The 17,650-nt window shown below is 72.8% G+C and carries 17 protein-coding genes; 6 read left to right on the forward strand and 11 right to left on the reverse strand.

Translation table 11 applies throughout. From position 1 onward, the window contains the following. Window positions 1-42 precede the first annotated feature (42 nt). Entirely contained in the window at window positions 43-906 is an 864-nt protein-coding gene (locus WMF11_RS48940) for a LysR family transcriptional regulator (protein ID WP_437975650.1), read from the forward strand. 24 nt (window positions 907-930) lie between these two features. On the opposite strand, the gene WMF11_RS48945 is transcribed toward WMF11_RS48940, so the two are convergent. Beyond that, the gene (locus WMF11_RS48945; protein ID WP_437547666.1) at window positions 931-1,875 is read right to left on the reverse strand and encodes an MBL fold metallo-hydrolase; all 945 of its coding nucleotides are present in this window, start codon (window positions 1,873-1,875) and stop codon (window positions 931-933) included. Between the two features lie 65 nt (window positions 1,876-1,940). Between WMF11_RS48945 and WMF11_RS48950 the strand changes: the two genes are divergently transcribed. Together WMF11_RS48950 and WMF11_RS48955 are read left to right on the forward strand one after the other, a co-directional pair. Next, a complete protein-coding gene (locus WMF11_RS48950) occupies window positions 1,941-2,834 on the forward strand; it encodes a LysR family transcriptional regulator (protein WP_437905888.1) in 894 nt (297 codons plus the stop codon). Between the two features lie 40 nt (window positions 2,835-2,874). Beyond that, entirely contained in the window at window positions 2,875-4,518 is a 1,644-nt protein-coding gene (locus WMF11_RS48955; protein WP_437975651.1) for a 5'-nucleotidase C-terminal domain-containing protein, read from the forward strand. A gap of 27 nt (window positions 4,519-4,545) precedes the next feature. Here WMF11_RS48955 and WMF11_RS48960 read toward each other — a convergent pair whose 3' ends face one another. After that, on the reverse strand, window positions 4,546-5,040 hold the full coding sequence (locus tag WMF11_RS48960) for a hypothetical protein (RefSeq protein ID WP_437905890.1): 495 nt from the start codon (window positions 5,038-5,040) through the stop codon (window positions 4,546-4,548). A gap of 91 nt (window positions 5,041-5,131) precedes the next feature. After that, complete coding sequence (locus WMF11_RS48965) at window positions 5,132-5,791, reverse strand: siderophore-interacting protein (protein WP_437975652.1); 660 nt, start codon at window positions 5,789-5,791, stop codon at window positions 5,132-5,134. A 334-nt stretch (window positions 5,792-6,125) separates the two neighbouring features. Here WMF11_RS48965 and WMF11_RS48970 point away from each other — a divergent pair, with 334 nt between their 5' ends. Next, a complete protein-coding gene (locus WMF11_RS48970; protein WP_437975653.1) occupies window positions 6,126-6,626 on the forward strand; it encodes a hypothetical protein in 501 nt (166 codons plus the stop codon). A 61-nt stretch (window positions 6,627-6,687) separates the two neighbouring features. On the opposite strand, the gene WMF11_RS48975 is transcribed toward WMF11_RS48970, so the two are convergent. Further along, window positions 6,688-7,311 (reverse strand): DUF4389 domain-containing protein, encoded by a 624-nt coding sequence (locus WMF11_RS48975; RefSeq protein ID WP_437975654.1) that lies wholly within the window; start codon window positions 7,309-7,311, stop codon window positions 6,688-6,690. A 27-nt stretch (window positions 7,312-7,338) separates the two neighbouring features. Next, window positions 7,339-7,812, reverse strand: coding sequence for a CoA-binding protein (locus WMF11_RS48980; RefSeq protein WP_437975655.1), 474 nt, complete (start codon window positions 7,810-7,812; stop codon window positions 7,339-7,341). 272 nt (window positions 7,813-8,084) lie between these two features. On the opposite strand from WMF11_RS48980, the gene WMF11_RS48985 reads away from it, so the two are divergent. Then, window positions 8,085-8,987, forward strand: a complete 903-nt coding sequence (locus tag WMF11_RS48985; RefSeq protein WP_437975656.1) for a PfkB family carbohydrate kinase — start codon at window positions 8,085-8,087, stop codon at window positions 8,985-8,987. Between the two features lie 28 nt (window positions 8,988-9,015). Here WMF11_RS48985 and WMF11_RS48990 read toward each other — a convergent pair whose 3' ends face one another. Both WMF11_RS48990 and WMF11_RS48995 read right to left on the reverse strand, forming a co-directional pair. Continuing rightward, window positions 9,016-10,326: a hypothetical protein gene (locus WMF11_RS48990; RefSeq protein WP_437905896.1), complete on the reverse strand. Its 1,311-nt coding sequence runs from the start codon at window positions 10,324-10,326 to the stop codon at window positions 9,016-9,018. A gap of 10 nt (window positions 10,327-10,336) precedes the next feature. Then, window positions 10,337-11,713 carry a hypothetical protein gene (locus WMF11_RS48995; protein ID WP_437975657.1) on the reverse strand — a complete coding sequence of 459 codons (1,377 nt, stop codon included), beginning with the start codon at window positions 11,711-11,713 and terminating at the stop codon, window positions 10,337-10,339. A 250-nt stretch (window positions 11,714-11,963) separates the two neighbouring features. Here WMF11_RS48995 and WMF11_RS49000 point away from each other — a divergent pair, with 250 nt between their 5' ends. Further along, window positions 11,964-12,677, forward strand: coding sequence for a glutathione S-transferase family protein (locus WMF11_RS49000; RefSeq protein ID WP_437975658.1), 714 nt, complete (start codon window positions 11,964-11,966; stop codon window positions 12,675-12,677). 152 nt (window positions 12,678-12,829) lie between these two features. Here WMF11_RS49000 and WMF11_RS49005 read toward each other — a convergent pair whose 3' ends face one another. From WMF11_RS49005 to WMF11_RS49020, 4 genes are all read right to left on the reverse strand, one after another. Next, on the reverse strand, window positions 12,830-14,749 hold the full coding sequence (locus tag WMF11_RS49005) for a hybrid sensor histidine kinase/response regulator (RefSeq protein ID WP_437975659.1): 1,920 nt from the start codon (window positions 14,747-14,749) through the stop codon (window positions 12,830-12,832). A 243-nt stretch (window positions 14,750-14,992) separates the two neighbouring features. After that, window positions 14,993-15,307, reverse strand: a complete 315-nt coding sequence (locus WMF11_RS49010; protein ID WP_437975660.1) for a DUF3817 domain-containing protein — start codon at window positions 15,305-15,307, stop codon at window positions 14,993-14,995. Between the two features lie 312 nt (window positions 15,308-15,619). After that, window positions 15,620-16,336, reverse strand: a complete 717-nt coding sequence (locus WMF11_RS49015) for a DJ-1/PfpI family protein (protein WP_437905902.1) — start codon at window positions 16,334-16,336, stop codon at window positions 15,620-15,622. 273 nt (window positions 16,337-16,609) lie between these two features. Next, window positions 16,610-17,563 carry a GlxA family transcriptional regulator gene (locus WMF11_RS49020; RefSeq protein ID WP_437975661.1) on the reverse strand — a complete coding sequence of 318 codons (954 nt, stop codon included), beginning with the start codon at window positions 17,561-17,563 and terminating at the stop codon, window positions 16,610-16,612. Window positions 17,564-17,650 lie beyond the last annotated feature (87 nt).

Here is a 17,650-nt window from a genome sequence, read left to right on the forward strand (position 1 = left end):
GAATACGGCTTACAGTTAGTTCAATTCAGAATAAATTGAGCCATGGATCGGTTCCTCGCGCTGCGCGTGTTCTGCAAGGTGGCGGACAGCGGCAGCTTCTCGCGGGCGGCGCGCGAGCTCTCCATGACGCAATCGGCCGCGAGCCGCGGGATCGCCGATCTGGAGTCGCGCCTCGGTCTCCGGCTGTTCGAGCGCACCACCCGGCGCGTCGCGCTCACCCTGGAGGGGCGCGCGTACTACGAGCAGATCGAGGAGCACGTGCGCGCGCTCGAGGACGCGGAGCTCCGCGCCGCGTCCGGCTTCGGGGACCTCGCGGGCCGCGTGAAGCTCTCGGCGCCCGGGGCGCTCGGCCGCCGCCTCCTCTTGCCCGAGCTCGTGCGGATCATGCATGAATCGCCGGGGCTCGTCGTGGACGCCGCGCTCACCGATCAGCGGGTCGACCTCGTGGCGGGCGCGTTCGATTTCGCGCTCCGCGTCGGCGTCCGCAGCGAGCCGTCGTTCATCGAGCGAACGCTGGGGACCTCGCCCCAGTGGCTCGTCGGCAGCGCCGGCCTGCTCGCGGGCAAGCCGGCGCCGACATCCATGTCGGAGCTCGCCGCGGTGCGGGTCGTGGCGAGCGGCGGGGTGCGCGATCTCGAGAAGATGGGGCTCACCGTCAGGCTCACGACCGACGACATCGAGACGAACCTCAGGGCCGTGGAGGCAGGGCTCGGCGTGAGCGTGCTCCCGCGCTGGCTCGTCGCGCGCCGGGTCCAGGAGGGGCGCCTGATCCGGCTCCTGCCCAGGCTCCCGCTGCCGAGCCCGCCCCTCGTCGCCGTCTACCCCCGGCGGCTCCGGCGCGTGGCGCGCCAGGTGCTGGAGCGGCTGGAGCGGCACCTCCAGAAGGAGCTCACCTCCGACGGATGAGCGCCTGCCGGGGAGGCCCGGCGCTCACAGCGACTGGTGCCCGAGGCGCACCTGCATCGACGGGTGGCGGGCGGCGAGGGCGCGGAGGAAGGCGAGGCTCTCGGCGCTCCCGGCCGGGTCGGACGAGAAGTTCCCGGGCTCGACGTCGTTCCGCCAGCCCCAGGCCGTGTGGCACACATCGCCGGTGAAGAGCACCGGGCCCTCGGGCGTCCGCGCGACGTAGGCGACCGAGCCCGGCGTGTGTCCCGGCGCCGAGAGCGCGAAGAGCGAGGCGTCGCCGAGCACGTCGATCACGCCCTCGCCGCCGAAGGCCCACTCCTCGAGGGGCGCGCGGCCCTCGAGGAGCTGGTCCACGGTGGACTGGGTGAGCGCATGGAACGGGCTCTCGAACGTGGACTCCCCGGGGCCGACGAAGATCGGGACGTCGCGCGCGACGTCGGGCAGGCCGAGCACGTGGTCGATGTGCAGGTGCGTGAGGAGCACGCCGGCCAGCGCCCGCTCGCCGCGAAAGGCGCCGAGGCTGGCCTCCACCCGCAAGGCGCCGAAGTTGAGCGCCTGTCCGACGGGGCCGGTGCGGAGGGGATGGTCGCTCGCCGCGAGCGCCTGCGACGCGCCCGTGTCGATGAGGTACAGGCCTCGCGCCGGGTGCGCGAGCGCGTGAAAGGTGATGTCGACAGGCTCCAGGCCGTCGGTCAGGCCGGCGGCGCGCTCGTGGGCCAGGTTGATGAGCCCGGCGCGGCTGGTCTCCCACCGCGCGCTGACGACGGTCTCGACGGTGATGGGGCCCGCCTCGTCGAGGAGCGCCTCCATCACCTGCAGCCGGATCGGCGTGCCGAGCGTGGCCCTCGTCGCGCCGTGCGTCGACGCGGGCGGGTCCTTCGGCGGCGGGAGCGGCTCGGCGCACGCGCCGAGCAGGAGCGCGGAGGCGAGGAGAGCGCGGGATACGAAGCGGAAGGTGTGTCTGGACATGCCGCCAGTGTGTTCCCCGAAAAATGAATGGGTAACTGGCGAAAGTCGCATGGTGTCATACGCAGATGGATATCTCGTGGGACGACGCGCGGCTGTTCCTCGCGGTGGCGGAGGCAGGCAGCCTGAGCGCCGCCGCGCGCAAGCTGCAGATGACCCAGCCCACGGTGAGCCGGCGGCTCGCGGAGCTGGAGGCGCTCCTCGGCGAGCCCCTCTTCGACCGCGGCGTGGCCGGCACGGCGCTGACGGCGTACGGGGCCGGCCTCGTCGAGCCCGCGCAGCGGATGGCCGACTGGGCCGCCGAGCTGACCCGCGCGGCGGAGCGGCGCCACGCGCCCACGGGCGTGGTCCGGGTGACGGCGCCTCCCGGCATCGCGCACGGCTTCCTCGTCCCGTTCGCGGCGGCCTTCTCGCGGGGCGCGCCGGCGATCGAGCTGCACGTCGTGTCCACGGTGCGCCCGCTCGACCTGACGAGGCGGGAGGCGGATCTGGCGCTGCGGCTGGGCGTCCCCGCCGGCGAGGACAGCGTCGCCTCGGTCGACATCGAGCTGCGCGCCTTCGCGTCGGAGCAGTACGCGGCGCGGGCGGCGGGCAAGGCCGATCCCGCGGAGCTCGCGTGGATCGGCTGGGCGCCGCCGCTCGACGACCTCTCGCCGAACAGCGCGCTCGGCCGCCTGATCCCGGGGTGGCGCCCGTCGTTCGCGTCCGACGACTACCTCGTTCAGATCCGCGCGTGCGAGCTGGGGCTCGGCGCGATGATGCTCGCGCGCGAGCACCCGCACTTCCGCAGGCACCCGCCGCTCGTGGAGCTGAAGGTGGACCTGCCGCCCGCGCGACGCTCGCTCGTCCTGCTCTGCCCGCGCAGCGCCAGGGCCATTCCGCGCGTGCGCGCGGTGCTCGAGCCGCTCGCGGAGAGCCTGCGCGCGTGGCGCCCGCCCAAGGCGAGGGGCGCTCGGCGCTGACGGCGTCGCGCGCCCGCGGGCTGGGCTATCCTGGATGGCGATGACCGCCGCCGCACGCGCCCTGCCCAGAGGCCCCTCTCTGCGGATCGTCTGCGTGAACGACGTGTACTTGCTCGACAACCTCCCGCGCCTCGCGACCCTCGTGCGGCGCCACGCCGCCCCGCCCGCCGATCGCTTCCTGGTGGTGATGGCCGGCGACTTCCTCGCGCCGAGCCTGCTGTCGAGCCTCGATCACGGCAGGGGCATGGTGGACTGCATGAACGCGCTGCCGGTCACCCACACCATCTTCGGCAACCACGAGGCCGACGTCGAGCTGCCGGAGCTCAGGGCGCGGGTGCAGGAGTTCCAGGGCACGTGGCTCAACACCAACATGCCCTCGTTCGCCCCGGCGCTGCCGACGCACGAGATCCTCGACGTCTCGAGCCCCGGCGGGCGCGCTGTCCGGATCGGCCTCCTCGGCCTGCTCGTGCACGTGAAGGGCCTGTACCGGCGGGATGCGTTCGGGGGGATCGACATCGAGCCGGCGAACGAGGCGGCCCTCCGCTGGACCCGCCGCCTCCTCCGCGACGAGGGGTGCGCGTGCGTGATCCCGATCACGCACCAGAGCCGCGACCAGGACCTCGAGCTCGCGCGGGCGCAGCGCGATCCGCGCTTTCCCGTGATCCTCGGCGGCCACGAGCACGAGGTGATCCTCGACGACGTGGACGGCTGCTGGGTCGTGAAGGCCGGCACGGACGCGGAGAGCGCCGCCATCATCGACCTCGTGTGGCCAGCCATGGCGCCGCCCGCCGGGGCGCCCGACCTGCCCGCTGTCACCGTCCGGATCGAGGAGGTCGGCGCCTATCCCGAGGATCCGGCGATGCGCGCGCGCGTCGACCGCCACATGCAGATCGTGCGCGACCTCGACGCGGCCACCCTCCTCCGGCTCCCGCCGGGGAGCGAGCTCTCGTCCGTCGGGACGCGGGTCCAGCAGACGTCGCTCGGCGCGCTGCTCTGCTCGCGGATCCGCGACGCCTTCGGGGCGGAGGGGTGCCTCTTCAACGGCGGCGGCATCCGCGGCGGCCGCGCGTACCGGGAGCGCCTCACCTACGGGGATCTCAAGGCCGAGGTGCCCTTCAGCAACGAGGTGGTGGTGACCCTCCTGCCTGGCCGCGTCGTCCGCGAGGCCGTCGCCGCGTCGCGGTCGCGCGCCCCCGCCCAGCACGGCGGTTACCTCCAGATCGACGACCGGATGGCGACGGACGCGCGAGGCGTCCTGAGCGCGATCGACGGCCTCCCGCTGGTCGACGAGCGCGCGTACCGGATCGCCCTCCCGCGCGGGCTCCTCGGCGGCATGGATGACATCGCGCCGCTGGTCCGCTTCGCCCAGGAGCACCCGGAGAAGGTGCCGCCGGCGGACAGCGGGCGCGATCCGAAGCTCGTCCTCGTGGAGTCGTTCGCCGCGGATCTCGTCCGCCAGCTCGGGGCCTTCGAGGTGATCGACGCCGACGGGGACGGCCGCGTCTCGACCGAGGAGCTGAGGGCCGCCGTCTCGAGGGCGACCTCCGAGACGCCGTCCGAGGTGGTCGTCGGCGAGCTGATGAAGGCGCTCGACCGCGACGGCGACAAGCGCGTGACGCGCGGCGAGGTCGACGCGCTGTCCTCCCCGCCGCCCGCGGGGGAGCACGGTCGATCCGATCCCTGAGGGGTCTCTTTTTCTACGCGGATCAGCTCACCGCGAGCGGCGCAGGCCGTCCGGCACCGCGCGCACGGCGCTCTGGATGGCGGCCCGGAGGGCGTCGCGCTGGGCGCGCTCGCCGGCCGCCGCGCTGTCCTCGACCCGCGCGCGGCCCTCGACCACGAAGAGGATGTTGCCCGTGTCGAGCTCGCGCACGGCCGCCGACACCACGCAGGCCGCCGTCAGGGTTCGCTCCCCGGTGCGCTTCGTGTCCAGGCGCACCACGGTGGCGGCGACCCCGTAGCGGCGGGTGAGCCGGAGCGGGCTCCAGTCGATCGCCGAGATCTCGGCGGACGCGTCCTGCCGCAGGAGAGGGACCACGTCACCGAGCCGCGTGGCGGCGGGATGCACGCGGCTCCGCGTCTCGGCGAGCGTGACGCCGGCGCGGGCGCGCGGCGCCTCGGCGACGCCGGTCCGCGGGTCCGGACGGGCGTCAGCAGAGAGCGTGAGTAGCGCGACGGCGAGCGCCCAGCGTCCGATCTGCATCATCGATCCCGACCACCTCGATCAGAGGGGCTATCAGGATGCGCGAGGATGGCCAACAAACCACCCTTCCAGCGCTCGCCGGTGTGCAGAGAGGTCAGTCGATCCCGGTCTTCCCCGCGATCCAGTAGGCCTTGGCGCGCACCTCCCGCACCCCGGCCGCCCGGAGCACCTCCCGGGCTCGCTGGATCCACGCGCCGCCGCCGCAGGCCACCGCCGTGGCGACGCCCGCCGCGCGCTCGCGGAGCAAAGCGGCGGCCTCCTCGTCGGATCCCGCGAGGTCCACGGAGACGTCGAGCGATCGCGCCGCCGCCTCCGCCGCGGGGACGTTCGTCACCCGGAGGACGGCGTGGGCGCCGAGGCGGCGCGCCGAGGCCGCCACGCCGAGCGAGGTCTCGTCGCCGGTCAGGAGGCCCACGCCTCCCAGACGGAGGGAGCGTTGCGGGCCGACGAACCGCACGACGTCGCCCGGGCGGACGGCCTCCGTCCACCGCGCGCCCGGCGCGCTCCCGTGCGCGTGGAGGAGCAGCGTGGTCCGACCCTCCGCCCAGTCGATCGGGGTGTACGTCCGCACGTCGTTCGAGGGGAGGAGCACCTGGATCTTGTCGCCGGGCTGCCAGCTGCGCGTGCGCAGCCCCTCGCCCTCGATCACCACGCGCCGGTAGAGCGGGTGGGGCGTGCCCACGGCCTGCACCTTCGCCTCGGTCAGCACCAGCCCGCCGAGGAGCCCGAGCAAGCGACCTTTTCCGGATGCCATGCGGGTCAGCGTAGTCAGGGCGACTGTGCCGGTGCGTGAAGAAGCGCAAAGGCCGGAGGACCGGAGGGCGAAAGCCCTGCACAGTCCTCTGGGCCCGCGCGCTCCAGCGCGATCACGCAGCGGCGGGCACGGGAAGCTCAGGTTGCGCGCGAGAAGGGCACATCGTACCGACCGAATGGAGCTCGCTCGGGCCGGCGGCGCTCGAGGGCCGGAGCCCCCTGTCGGATCTGACAGCTGGGCGAGCGCTGGCGTCTCCACTAACCTCTGTCGGATGACCTCATCCTCCCGTGGCATGAACCCCGCTCGACGACGCTCTTACCTGGCTTTCGTTCCCGTGCTCACCCTCGGCCTGGTGGTGGCCTGCGGAGGCGACGACGACGGGTCGGGCGACTCGGGCTCGGGCTCGGGCGGCTCGGGCCCGAGCCCTTCGGCGCTCGAAGAGCGCCTCGCCGCCTGTCCCGACCTCTCCCTGACGAGCGATCCCAGCGCGAGCGCCTGCCTGGTCGGAACCTACGAGGGGACCACACCTTCGGGCGAGGCCTGCAGCCTCGAGCTCGGCGAGGTTGGCGCCTACGAGTTCACGAGCCCCTCCCTCACCGTCTCGCACACCGCGCCCGCCGACACGATCTTCGTCTTCGATCACACGTCGTTCGGCAGCTTCGAGCAGCTCGCGTGGAAGGTGGGCGATCCGATCTCGACCGAGACCTGGTACGAGCTGGACTTCGAGGCTCGCTTCGGCGCCGGAGCGGACGAGGCAAGCTCGAAGATCCAGATCGAGGTCACGGAGCACGGCGCGGACACGACCACGAGCGTCGCCTGCGTCGTCGACCTGTGACGGCGCCCTCCGGCGGCAGGGACCGGCGAACGGGCTCCTTCCTCGGCGCCGGGAGGACGGCTCAGGCGAACGTGCCCGCGTGATCGCGCGGGGTGCCGTCCACGGGACCCGGATCGAACGCGAACGGCGGGTACTGGTCGACCAGCGACCCATGATAGGCGAGGAGCCGCGCCTGCCACCGGAGCACGCCGCACTGGAAATCGTAGATGGCCGTCGGGACGCGCTCGGTGAAGAGGACCGCGACCGCCGAGACGAGCCACGCCAGATAGGCGACGCAGAAGAGCAGCGCGAGGACGATGGCCGAGGGGAGGCTCGTCAAGAGCCGCAGGAGCGCGTCCTTCGCTGTCGGCGCGCCGGTCGTACCGATGTCGAGGCGCGCGGTCTCGGCCGGGCGATCGAGCGGGAGCCTGTCGGTGAGCAGGAAGAGATAAGCGAACGCGGCCTGTAGCCACACGAGCGCGCGCGTCAGCCTGGGGCCGTCCTCGGCCAGGAACCGGGCCGACCCCTTCTGAGCCACCAGCGCGGCCGCCACGGCGGGCAGGGCCAGATAGACAAGCATCATGACGAAGCCCACCGTGACGCCGGCAATCGAGAGCGCCGCGAGCAGGAGGACACGCGCGAGGAGCTGGACGCGATCGAGCTTCCAGGGGCGCGTGACGGTGAAGGTGACAGGATACGAGGTCATCTCGAGATCTCCCAGGTTCATGGCGCTTCACGCGCGCGCCGGGTAACCCCCCGCGATCTTCTTGGTGAACCGGTGGAGCCGGTGGACGAAGCCCGTGTTCGGGAGGAACATCAGCGGGCACTCGCCCGCGACCACGCGGATCCCGAGCTCCTGACAGGCCTGCACGGCAGGCGCGCTCACTGCACCCTGACCGACCCCCCGGTGCAGCCACACGCGCTGGACGCCGGCAGCGGCGCACGCCCGCACGATCTGCTCGGTGACCTGGGGCGGGGTCATCACGATCGCCCCCTCGACCGGGGGATCGATCTCGCCGACCTCGGCGTACGCGACGCGGCCTTCGATCACGCCGCCCCCCGGGTTCACCGGAACGACGTCGTAACCCCGATCGATGAGCTCCCGCATCACCATCCGGCTGAAGTCCTTGTCGTCATGCGACGCGCCCACCAGGGCGACCCGCCGGTGGGAGAGGAATTCATTGACGTCTTCCATTCTGTTGCGCATTGGGACCTCCCGCGCTCCGCTCGTGCGCTCGTCACGACCGACGATCGACGATGCTCGACGATCGACGATCGACGATTGCATGGCTCGTGCCGGCCGGCGCTGGCGCGGCGCAGGCCGGAGGGCCTGTCCCCTGCGGCGCAACACGTGCGCCTGCGGTGCAGGTCGTGCTGGGCCGAAGGTCCACGAGTGCAGCAGGAGCAGCTCGACGTCTGTGGTGACGATCAAGTCACGGCGCGCTGCTGCGATCCCCGTGGTGTAAGATGGGGATCCCCATGGCATCGATGTTTGCGAGCGCTGGGCGGGTTACCGCGGCGCGGGTCGCGCCGTCGCGGGGGGCGACCCTGGACGTCATCTGCGCCGGCGAGGCCCTCTGGGATCTCGCGCCTCCGCGCGGGGCCTCGCTGCGGTTCCGTCCAGGCGGCGGGGCGGTGAACGCCGCTGTCGCGCTCGCGCGGAGCGGGCTGCGCGTCGGGCTCGCGGCCGCGCTCGGCGACGACGCCCCGGGTCGGGCGCTCCTGGCGCGGGTCGCGGCGGCCGGCGTCGACGTCGCGGGTGTGGCGCTGATCCCGACCCGCCAGGGGCTCATCCTGCTGGAGGACACCGGCGGGGCGCGGCACATGGTCGCCCACCGCGCAGAGGACGATCTGCCCCTCTCGGTGCCCGAGGGGTGGGCGGCGCCGGTGCTGCTGCTCTCGGGGATCTCTCCGGCGCTCGCGCCGATCGCCGCGCTCTGCCGGGCCGCGCGGGCCGCGCGCCGCACGGGCACCGTCGTCGTCGTCGACCTCAACGCGCGGTGGCGCCTCTGGGCCGGGCGCGATCCGCGCGTGCTCCACGCCCTGCTCCGCGAGGCCGACGTGGTGCGGTGCAGCGCGGCGGACCTCGCCGGGCTCGGCCTCGACGACGCCCAGCTGCGCGCCGCCATGCGGCCGAGCGCGACCCTGGTGCTCACCCAGGGCGCCGGCGCAGCCCGCGCCGCCGGCCCCTTCGGCGAGATCGCGCTCGCCCCGCCGGTCGTGGCCGAGACCCGCGCGGCCGGCGCGGGCGACGCGTTCACCGCGGCGATCTGCGCCGAGATCGCCCGCGCCGGCGACCACGGCCCGGAGCGCCCCGACCTCTGGACCCGCGCGATCCAGCGCGGTCACGCCGCGGCGAGCGCGAGGGTCGGCTGGCGCTGAGGCCGGGCTCCCCCGGGGGAGAGCGCGGTCACGGGCCCTTCGGCCCGCGCACGAGCGCCCCCGTCGCGGGCCCGCCGTTCCACGCGAGGCTGAAGTAGACGTTGGTCCCGTCCACGGCGATGCCCCACGGGTAGCTCAGGTTGCGCGCGTGCGTCGCGACATCGCTGCCGTCGAGCCGCGCGCTCTGCACCTGGCCGTCGGCCTCCCGCGCGGTCGTCCAGAAGACGCGCGCGTCGTCGAACGCGAGCTGCGCGGGGATCTGCGGCAGATCCGGGACGACCCTGCGAAGCGGGCTCCCGGGCGAGAACGTGGCGATCCCGCGCCCCTCGATGAGCCACAGCGCGCCGCCGCGCGCCACGAGCGCGCGCGGGGCGATCAGCGCCTCGTGCAGCCTCTCCGGCGCGCTCGGCGGCGCCGCGTCGCGCGCCACCCGGTAGATCGCGCCGTCGGCCGCGCCGGTGCCCCGCGCGGTCACGTACACATGGCCGGCGTCGAGCGCCACCCCGCTGGCGGCGCCCGGGATGGCCGCGAGCATGACCTTCGCCGCGCCGGGCTCGGCGCCGAGCGGCAGCGTGAACAGCCCGCCGTCCTCGAACGCCGGCGGCGTCCCCGCCTCGACCCAGTAGAGCGCGCCCTTGTCGACCGCGAGCGCCGTGACGCGGCGGGCGTCGGGCGCGAGCTCGGTCACCTCGCCGCCGGCCTTCGGGACGGCCGCGAGGCCGCGCGCGTGCGCGAAGTACACAGCGGCCTCGTCGAGCGCGAGCGGGCCCGGGAGCTCCTGCTCCGGCGCGAGCGCCACCGGCGTCCCGCCGCCCGGATCGAGCCGCATGACGCTGCCGTCCGGCGCGTCGCCCGTGCCCTGGTTCGTCCAGTAGATCCCGGTCGCGTCCATCCTGACGAACGTGGGCAGCCGGAGCTCGCCGGCGAGCACGGCGGCGTCGCAGGTGCCGTTCCAGCAGGCGTCGGCGCAGGTCACGCCGCAGGCCCCGCAGTGGCGCGGATCCTCCGTGACGAGGGCCTCGCAGCCGTTGTCGCCGTCGCCGTCGCAGTCGGCCCGCCCGGCGTCGCACGCGAGGGTGCAGGCGCCCGCCGAGCAGAGCGCGGTCGCGCCGTCGCCGCCCGCGCAGCGCGCGCCGCACGCGCCGCAGCTCTCGACGCTCGTCAGCAGGGCGGCCTCGCAGCCGTTGTCGCTGTCGCCGTCGCAATCGGCGAAGCCTTCGGGGCAGAGGTCCTCGCGCGGCGTCGTGGGCCCGGGCGGCGCGGCGCTCGGCGGTGAAGAGCAGGCGGCGAGCAGGAGCGCGCCGAGACCGAACAGTGCATGACAGGGGTTCGAAGGCATCGGCGTCTCCTCAAAGGTTCGGGTGGACGACAGGCAGGAACGCCACGCACATCTCGTCGAGCGTCGTCTCGCCGAGGACGATGTCCTGCGGCGCGGGCAGGCGCTCCTCGATGAGCTGCGCCGCGAGCGCCGGGTTCTCCGTCGTGTTGTCGTACGTGCAGCGCAGCTCGATCGTGTCGCCCGACCGCAGCGTTGGCAGCTCGTCGATCGGCGCGTCGTAGCTGTAGAGCCGCTGCCAGTTGTAGTCCCACGCCGGCGTCTGGACGAGGCACTGGCGGTCGGCCTCGTCGCCCCGCGGATCGGCGCGGATGTGGTCGACCTTGAGGTCGACGCCGGCCCGGTGCATGTGGACGCCGGCGCCGTAGATCGAGATCTCGGGGATCGGGAAGTCGATGACGTACCGCATCCGCTCCACGTGCCCCCGGGCGCCGGCCGGGATCCGGAACTCGACGCTCCCGCGGTCGCCCGGCCCGGGCAAAAGCCCGTTGCCGTCCCGGAACGGCGCCTCGGCGTTGCCGAGCGCGAGGTTCGAGAGCGCGCGGCTCGGCTTCTCGTCCGCGAGGCGGAGCGCTACCCGGGTCGCGTCGGGCGAGGGCGCCTCGCCGGGCTTCGGGTGGTAGTGGACCTGCATCACGAGCAGCGCGTTCGCTGGCACCGAGATGCCGATGTCCGGCGGCAGCTCGAACGCCTGCGTGCCGGGCGCCCAGGCGCCGAGCAGCGACGTCTCGGAGAGGCGCGCGTCGCCGAAGCACTCGTAGCTGCCGCTCTCGCCGCCGAGCGCCTCGCCCTCGCGGTTCGCGTCGATGAAGAGCAGCGCGTGGTGCACGACGGCGCGGTTGCCCGGCAGCACGTCGTAGCCCTGGACCCACGCCTGCTCCGTGAGCCCCGGATCGAGGACGAAGCAGCGGAAGCTGTCGGAGCCCTCCGCCGCGGCGAAGGGCGCCCTGGGCGAGAGCTCGAGGTCCGTGCGCGACAGGCCCGCGGCGACGGGCGTATAGGGGGCCGGGGCGTCCGCGGGATCCCCCTTGGGCGCGCCGGCGTCGCTCCAGGCGCGGAGCAGGGCGATCTCGTCGAGGGAGAGGTGCAGGTCCCCCCGGAACGGGCGAGGGGGCGCGCACTCGTCGGTCGGCAGGGCGCCCCACGGCGGCATCCGCCGCGCCTCGGTCTCGTCGGCGATGACCGGCGCGAGCGCCTTCGCGTTCTCGTACGAGGCCAGGCTTACCGGCGCGGTGCCGCCCTGCGCGTGGCAGCCGAGGCAGCTCTTCTGGAGCAGCGGCTCGATGTCCCTGTGGAATGTCGGGGTGCTCGCGCCCGGCGCCGCCTCGGGGGAACAACCGAGGAGGAGCGCCGTGGCGGAGGGAAAAACGAAGCGGATGAGAAGACGCATGCGGGGCGCCCAAGCAGCGGGCGTGCCCGAGAGGATTGGCGGCAATCGGCGGGCGGCGCGCGAGGGCGCGTGTCCGCGTCCGGACAGGTGTCCGCGAGGGAGGCGGACAGGTGTCGTGCGCCCGAGGTCCGGCGCCGGTTTCTTGCGGGGGACGAGCGAGGGATTCCGTCCTTCATCCGTCTACGTGGACGCCGCGCCGCTCCTCGGAGAGATGAGATGACGTGCTGGAACTTCAACGAGGAGCGCCGAGATGATCACCCTCTATCAGGCCCCCGCCGCGTGGGGCGTCCCCAACATCAGCCCCTTCTGCCTCAAGCTCGAGACCTGGCTGCGCATGGTCGGCCTCCCCTACGAGGTGCGCTCCGCCGACCCGCTCCGCGCGCCGAAGGGCAAGGTCCCCTATGCCGACATCGATGGCTGTACCGTGGGCGACTCGCAGCTCATCATCGAGCAGCTGGAGCGCGCCCATGGCGACAAGCTCGACGCCCACCTCACCGCGGAGGCGCGCGCTCGAGGTCATGTGATCCGGCGCATGCTCGAAGAGGCGTTCTACTGGATGGTGGTGTTCGTCCGCTGGAGCGAGCCCGAGGGGTGGGCCGCCTACCGCCCCATCTTCCTTCCGCTCATGCCGCCGGTCGTCGGCGGCCTGATCGTCGAGCTCCTGCGCAAAAGGATGACCGGCATGCTCCGCGCGCAGGGCACGGGGCGCCACAGCCGCGAGGAGATCTATGCCCAGGGCAAGGCGGACCTCGGCGCCATCGCCACCCTGCTCGGCGACCAGCCCTTCATGCTCGGGACCGAGCCGAGCTCGGTGGACGCGACCGTGTACGCCCTCCTCGCCAGCGTGCTCCGCTTCCCCGTCGATTCCCCGCTGAAGCGTCACGCCGAGGCCCAGCCCAACCTGGTTGCCTACTGTGAGCGCATGCGGCAACGCTATTATGCCGACTGGAACCCTCCCGCCTGATCTCCTAGGAATCCGCTCATTTGCAGCCCTTTTCAGCGGAGACAATTCACAGGGAGGCGGGGAGACGGGGAGACGGGGAGGGAAATCTTCAAAATACTCCCCGTCTCCCCGCCTCCCTGTGAAATTCTCCCCGCTTCGACGACGGGTGCGTATCAGGCGCCTTTGCGCGCGAGCCGATGGACCGCCGCCACGAGCTCGCCCGGCTGGACCGGCTTGGCGAGGTGGAGCTGGAACCCGGCGTCCCGGGCCTGAACGATGTCCTCGCGCCGGGCGAAGGCGGTGAGCGCCAGCGCCGGCACGGAGCCGCCGAGGTCCGGAGCGCGGGATCGGAGCTCGCGAAGGAGGGCGTAGCCGTCCTGCTCCGGCATGGCGATGTCGCTGACGAGCACGTCGGTCCGAGCGCGACTCAGCATCTCCAGCGCGGCCGAGGCCGAGCCGGTCTCGTCCGCCTGGGCGCCCGCCTCGCGCAGCACCATGGTGACGAGCTCCCGCGCGTCCGGCTCGTCGTCGACGACGAGCACGCGCAGCCCGTCGAGCCGGGGGATCGTCCCTGCCGAGGGATCCTCGATCTCGGACGAGACCTCGGAGCCCTCGCTCTGCGCCACGGCCACGGCCCGCACCGGCAAGAGCACGCTGAAGGACGCCCCTTTCCCCTCACCGTCGCTCCGCGCGCAGACGGTGCCGCCATGGAGCTCGACGAGGTATTTGACGATCGCCAGCCCGAGACCGAGTCCGCCGTGCTGCCGTGTGGTGGCCGCCTCCGCCTGGCGGAACCGCTCGAACACGTGCGGGAGAAAGGCGGCCGAGATGCCTTTCCCGGTATCCGTCACCGTCACCTCGACGCCGCCCGGGCGGAGCGCCGTCTGGAGTCGGACCTGCCCGCCGCCCGGCGTGAACTTCACCGCATTGACCAGCAGATTCGTGACCACCTGCTGGAAGCGATCGGGATCGCAGACGATGTCCCCGACACCGGGATCGAGCCTGACCTCGAGGCCGATGGCCTTCGCGTCAGCGGCCGGCCGGATGGCGTCGACCGCGGTGCGGACGAGCTCGTTCACGCTCGCGTTCCTTGGGTAGAGGCGGATCTTCCCGGTCACGATGCGCGAGCTCTCGAGGATCTCCTCGATGAGCCTGGCCTGCGCCTCGGCGTTGCGTTCGATGACCTCCATCGCCTTGGGCGCGAGCTCCGGCCGCGAGCGCTGCATGCGCGCCCACCCGAGGATCGCGGTCAGGGGCGTGCGGAGCTCGTGCGAGACGATCGCGAGGAACTCGTCCTTCAGCCGGCTGGTCTCCTCGGCCTGCGCCAGGACCTCGGCCCGCTGCTGCTCGAGGCGCTTCTGATCGTCGACGTCGGTGCAGGTGCCGAACCAGCGGAGGATGCGCCCTGCGTCGTCACGCATCGGCAGCGCGCGGCCCAGGAACCAGCGGTAGGCGCCGTCGGCGCGCCGGAAGCGGTACTCGATCTCGTAGTCTTCCCCCGTCTCGACGGAGCGAACCCACCGCTCCCAGGCGCGTTGCTGATCGTCGGGGTGCAGCTGGTCGTTCCAGCCGGCGCCGCGCGTGGCGTCGGGCGTCTCGCCTGTGTAGTCGTACCAGCGGCGGTTGTAGAAATCGTGATACCCGTCGGGCCGCGTCGACCAGACGAGCTGCGGCATCATGTCGAGGATGCGGCGAAGGCTGCGCTCGACCTCCGGGATGTCGTGGGTCTCCGAGATCAGCGCTGGAGCGGCCGGCACCGGAGCGGCGCGCTCCTCGACGAACAGGATGCCGGCGAACGCCACGGCGCCCGAAGCATCGCGGATCGGGAAATAGTGCCCGGTGAACGGCGCGCCGCGGATCGAGCCGAGCGGCACGGAGCGCGAGACGCCGCCGAGCGCCGCGCGAAGCGCCGAGGCGTGTCCGCCCCGAAGCGCGGACGCGATCTCGCTGCGCTCGTCGGCGCGCGGGCCGAACCTCGCGCGATACGCCGGGTTCTCGTGGATCGCGGCACCAGCCGGGCTCAGCACGAGGACGGGGAGGGGGAGCCCTCCGATGAAGTCGTCGAGCCACAGCTGCTCTTGCTGCTGCTTCATCCGCGACGACACCCTATAGCGCACCGGCGCGATCGGCGCTGTCGGCGCGTCGCGACCTCGAGGCGGACGAGCGGCTGCGAGAGCAGGCAAGCGTGCCGGGGCGACTCGAATGCAGCCGCCTCGCAAGTTCAGCCAGTCCTGGCCTGTCCGTCGTACCTGGGCATCACGCCCGTGTCCTTGAGCCGCATCCGCGCGCGGCGCGCGCAGCGCCGGCGCGCGTGACGTGGACGCGACGCGCCGGCGTCAGCCATCGCCGGCGGCCTGCGTGTCGCCCTCGATCTCGCGCTTCAGGGCGCGATCCAGCACGAACGTCCCGAAGGGGACGAGCGACGCGACGAGCGCCGCGAGGGAGCGGCGATGCGGCCAGTCGCGCTCGCTGGCCACGCGGATCAGCGCGCCGACGAACAGCAGGAAGAGGAGCCCGTGGGCGCTGCCGACGATCCGCACGGCGATCGGCAGCTCGAAGAGGTACTTGAGCGGCATCGCGACGCCGAGGAGGACCAGGAAGGACAGCCCTTCCAGGAAGCCGACGAGGCGCAGGGCGCGGAGCGCGCTCATCGTTCGACACCAGACCAGGTGGGGCGAAAGACCATCATCAGCAGCACCACGAAGGGAAGGGTAAAGGTCATTACGAACGCGCCCGCCGTGGACGAGGGCGAGCCGCGAAACCAGCGGCGGGGTGATCGCCGCGGCGATCCAGAGCTCCGTCATGGGGAGTTGTAGCCGCGCGGTCAAGAGGTATCCCGCGATCCACGTGACGACCAGCCCCGCGGAGGCCGCGGCGTGGACGGCGCGCTCCCGATCGACGAGGGATGCGGCGACAGATGCTGGCAGGATGCTGCGGCCCGTGGCGGCCGCGCGTCCGGCGCTTCAGCTCGCTCTGCTGCTCCTCTCGGCGGCGATCTTCCGCATCTGCTGATCGTACGGATCGAGGACGCTCAATAGGCGCTGCGTCAGCTCGGGTCCCGCAGCTTCGGGCGTCCCGGCGTTGAAGGGCGGGGCGGGGTCGTATTCCAGCATGAGCTGCGTCAGCTTCGCGGCATCGTCCCCGCGCAGCAGCGCCAGGAGCGTCAGCCCGAAATCGATGCCTGCGGTCACCCCGCCGCCCGAGATCCGGTTGCGATCGACCACGACGCGCGCCCGGACACACTCCACGCCGAACGCCTCCAGGATGTGGCGCGTGGACCAGTGTGTCGTGGCCTTGTATCCTTGCATCAAACCTGCCGCCGCCAGGATGAGCGACCCCGTGCACACGGAGGTCACGTACCTGGAGCGGGCGCCCCGATCCCTCAGGAAGCGAAGGACCTCCTGATCCACCATGGCGTCGGGGGTGCCCATGCCGCCCGGCACGAACAGGATGTCCAGGTCGTCCGGACAGTCGCTGAAGGTCGCTGTCGGCTGGATGGGAACCCCCGAGTCAGACATGACCAGGTCGCGCGTCTTCCAGAGCAGATAGGTCGTCGCATGAGCGGTCAGCACGCTTTGCGGGCCGATCAGATCCAGCGCCGTGAGGCCCGGGTAGAGCACCATGCCGACCTGGAGCGGCGGCTGAGGACCTGGCAGCTTGATGTCATAGGTGTCCGTCATCGTTCGTCCCTGAACCCTTTCGTCTCTTCATCTGCGGAGGATCGCCCTGATGGCGGAGCTTCGTCTCGACGCCGCCCCGCGCCCGGCGCTCACGAGCGCGGCTGAGCGCGCTTCGCAGGCCTGACTGTGAGCGGCGTCGGCCGCGGCGGAAAGGACATCGTCCCCTGCTTTCAGGACACGCGGGCGCAGGGCCCCGCGCACCCCGTCGCGTGCAGCCGTGCGCGAAGGATCCGGCGAGCGTCGACGGCGCTCGGCCGAGCGCCCGGCGTCCGCTCACGGTCGGCCGAAGCGCCTCCGGTAGTCCTCCGGCGTGACCTGCAGGGTGCGCTGGAACGCGCGCCGCATCCGCTCGTCCGTGCCGAAGCCGCAGTCGCGCGCCAGCTGCTTCATCGAGGCTCGGCCCCCCTCGAGGCAGGAGCGCGCCTGCTCCAGCCGGGCCGCCTCGACGAATTTCGCGGGGGTCATCCGCATGGCCCGGGTGAACGTCCGCGCGAAGTTGCGCGGGCTCATCCCGGCCCGCTCCGCCAGCGCCTCGACGCGCAGGTCGGCGTCGAGGTGCCGGAGCACCCAGTCGATCACGCCCTGCAGCGGGCCCGCGGCGACCGTCTGGGCGAGGAGCGGGCGGCTGAACTGGGACTGTCCACCCGGGCGCTTGAGGAACACCACGAGCCCCCGCGCGACCAGGAGCGCCATGTCGTAGCCGAGATCCTCCTCCACCATCGAGAGCGCGAGGTCGATGCCCGCCGTCATGCCCGCCGACGTGTAGATCTTCCCGGACCGCACGAAGATCGCGTCGGGGTCGACCTCGACGCCGGGAAACTCGCGCGCGAGCGCTGCCGCGGAATGCCAGTGGGTGGCCGCCCGGCGCCCCGCGAGCAGCCCCGCGGCGGCGAGGAGGAAGGCGCCTGTGCAGACGGCGCCCATGCGCCGCACCTCGGGCGTCGTCGCGCGCAGCCAGGCGAGAAGCCGGGCGTCCCGCGTCGCTTCACGGGTCTCGCCCCCGGCGACGAGCACCGTATCGATGCCGGGGGCCAGATCCGCGAGCGCCTTGTGGGCGACGATCTGCACCCCCGACAGCGTCCGGATCACGCCGCCGTCCACGGCGGCGATCTCGACCGCATAGGCGGGTGGAGCGCCGGGCACCTTCGCTCTCGCGATGTCCGAGGCCAGGGCGAATACGTCGGTGGGCCCCACCACGTCGATGGCGCTCGCGCCGTCGTAGGCCACGGCCACGACCCTGCGCGTCGGGCCATGGCGATGCGCGCGCGGCGCGGCAGAGGGAGCGGATTTCGATGCAGGGGGCCGCTTCACGCG

It is taken from the genome of Sorangium sp. So ce295 (genome assembly GCF_051527405.1).
GTDB classification, from domain to species: domain Bacteria; phylum Myxococcota_A; class Polyangia; order Polyangiales; family Polyangiaceae; genus Sorangium; species Sorangium cellulosum_B.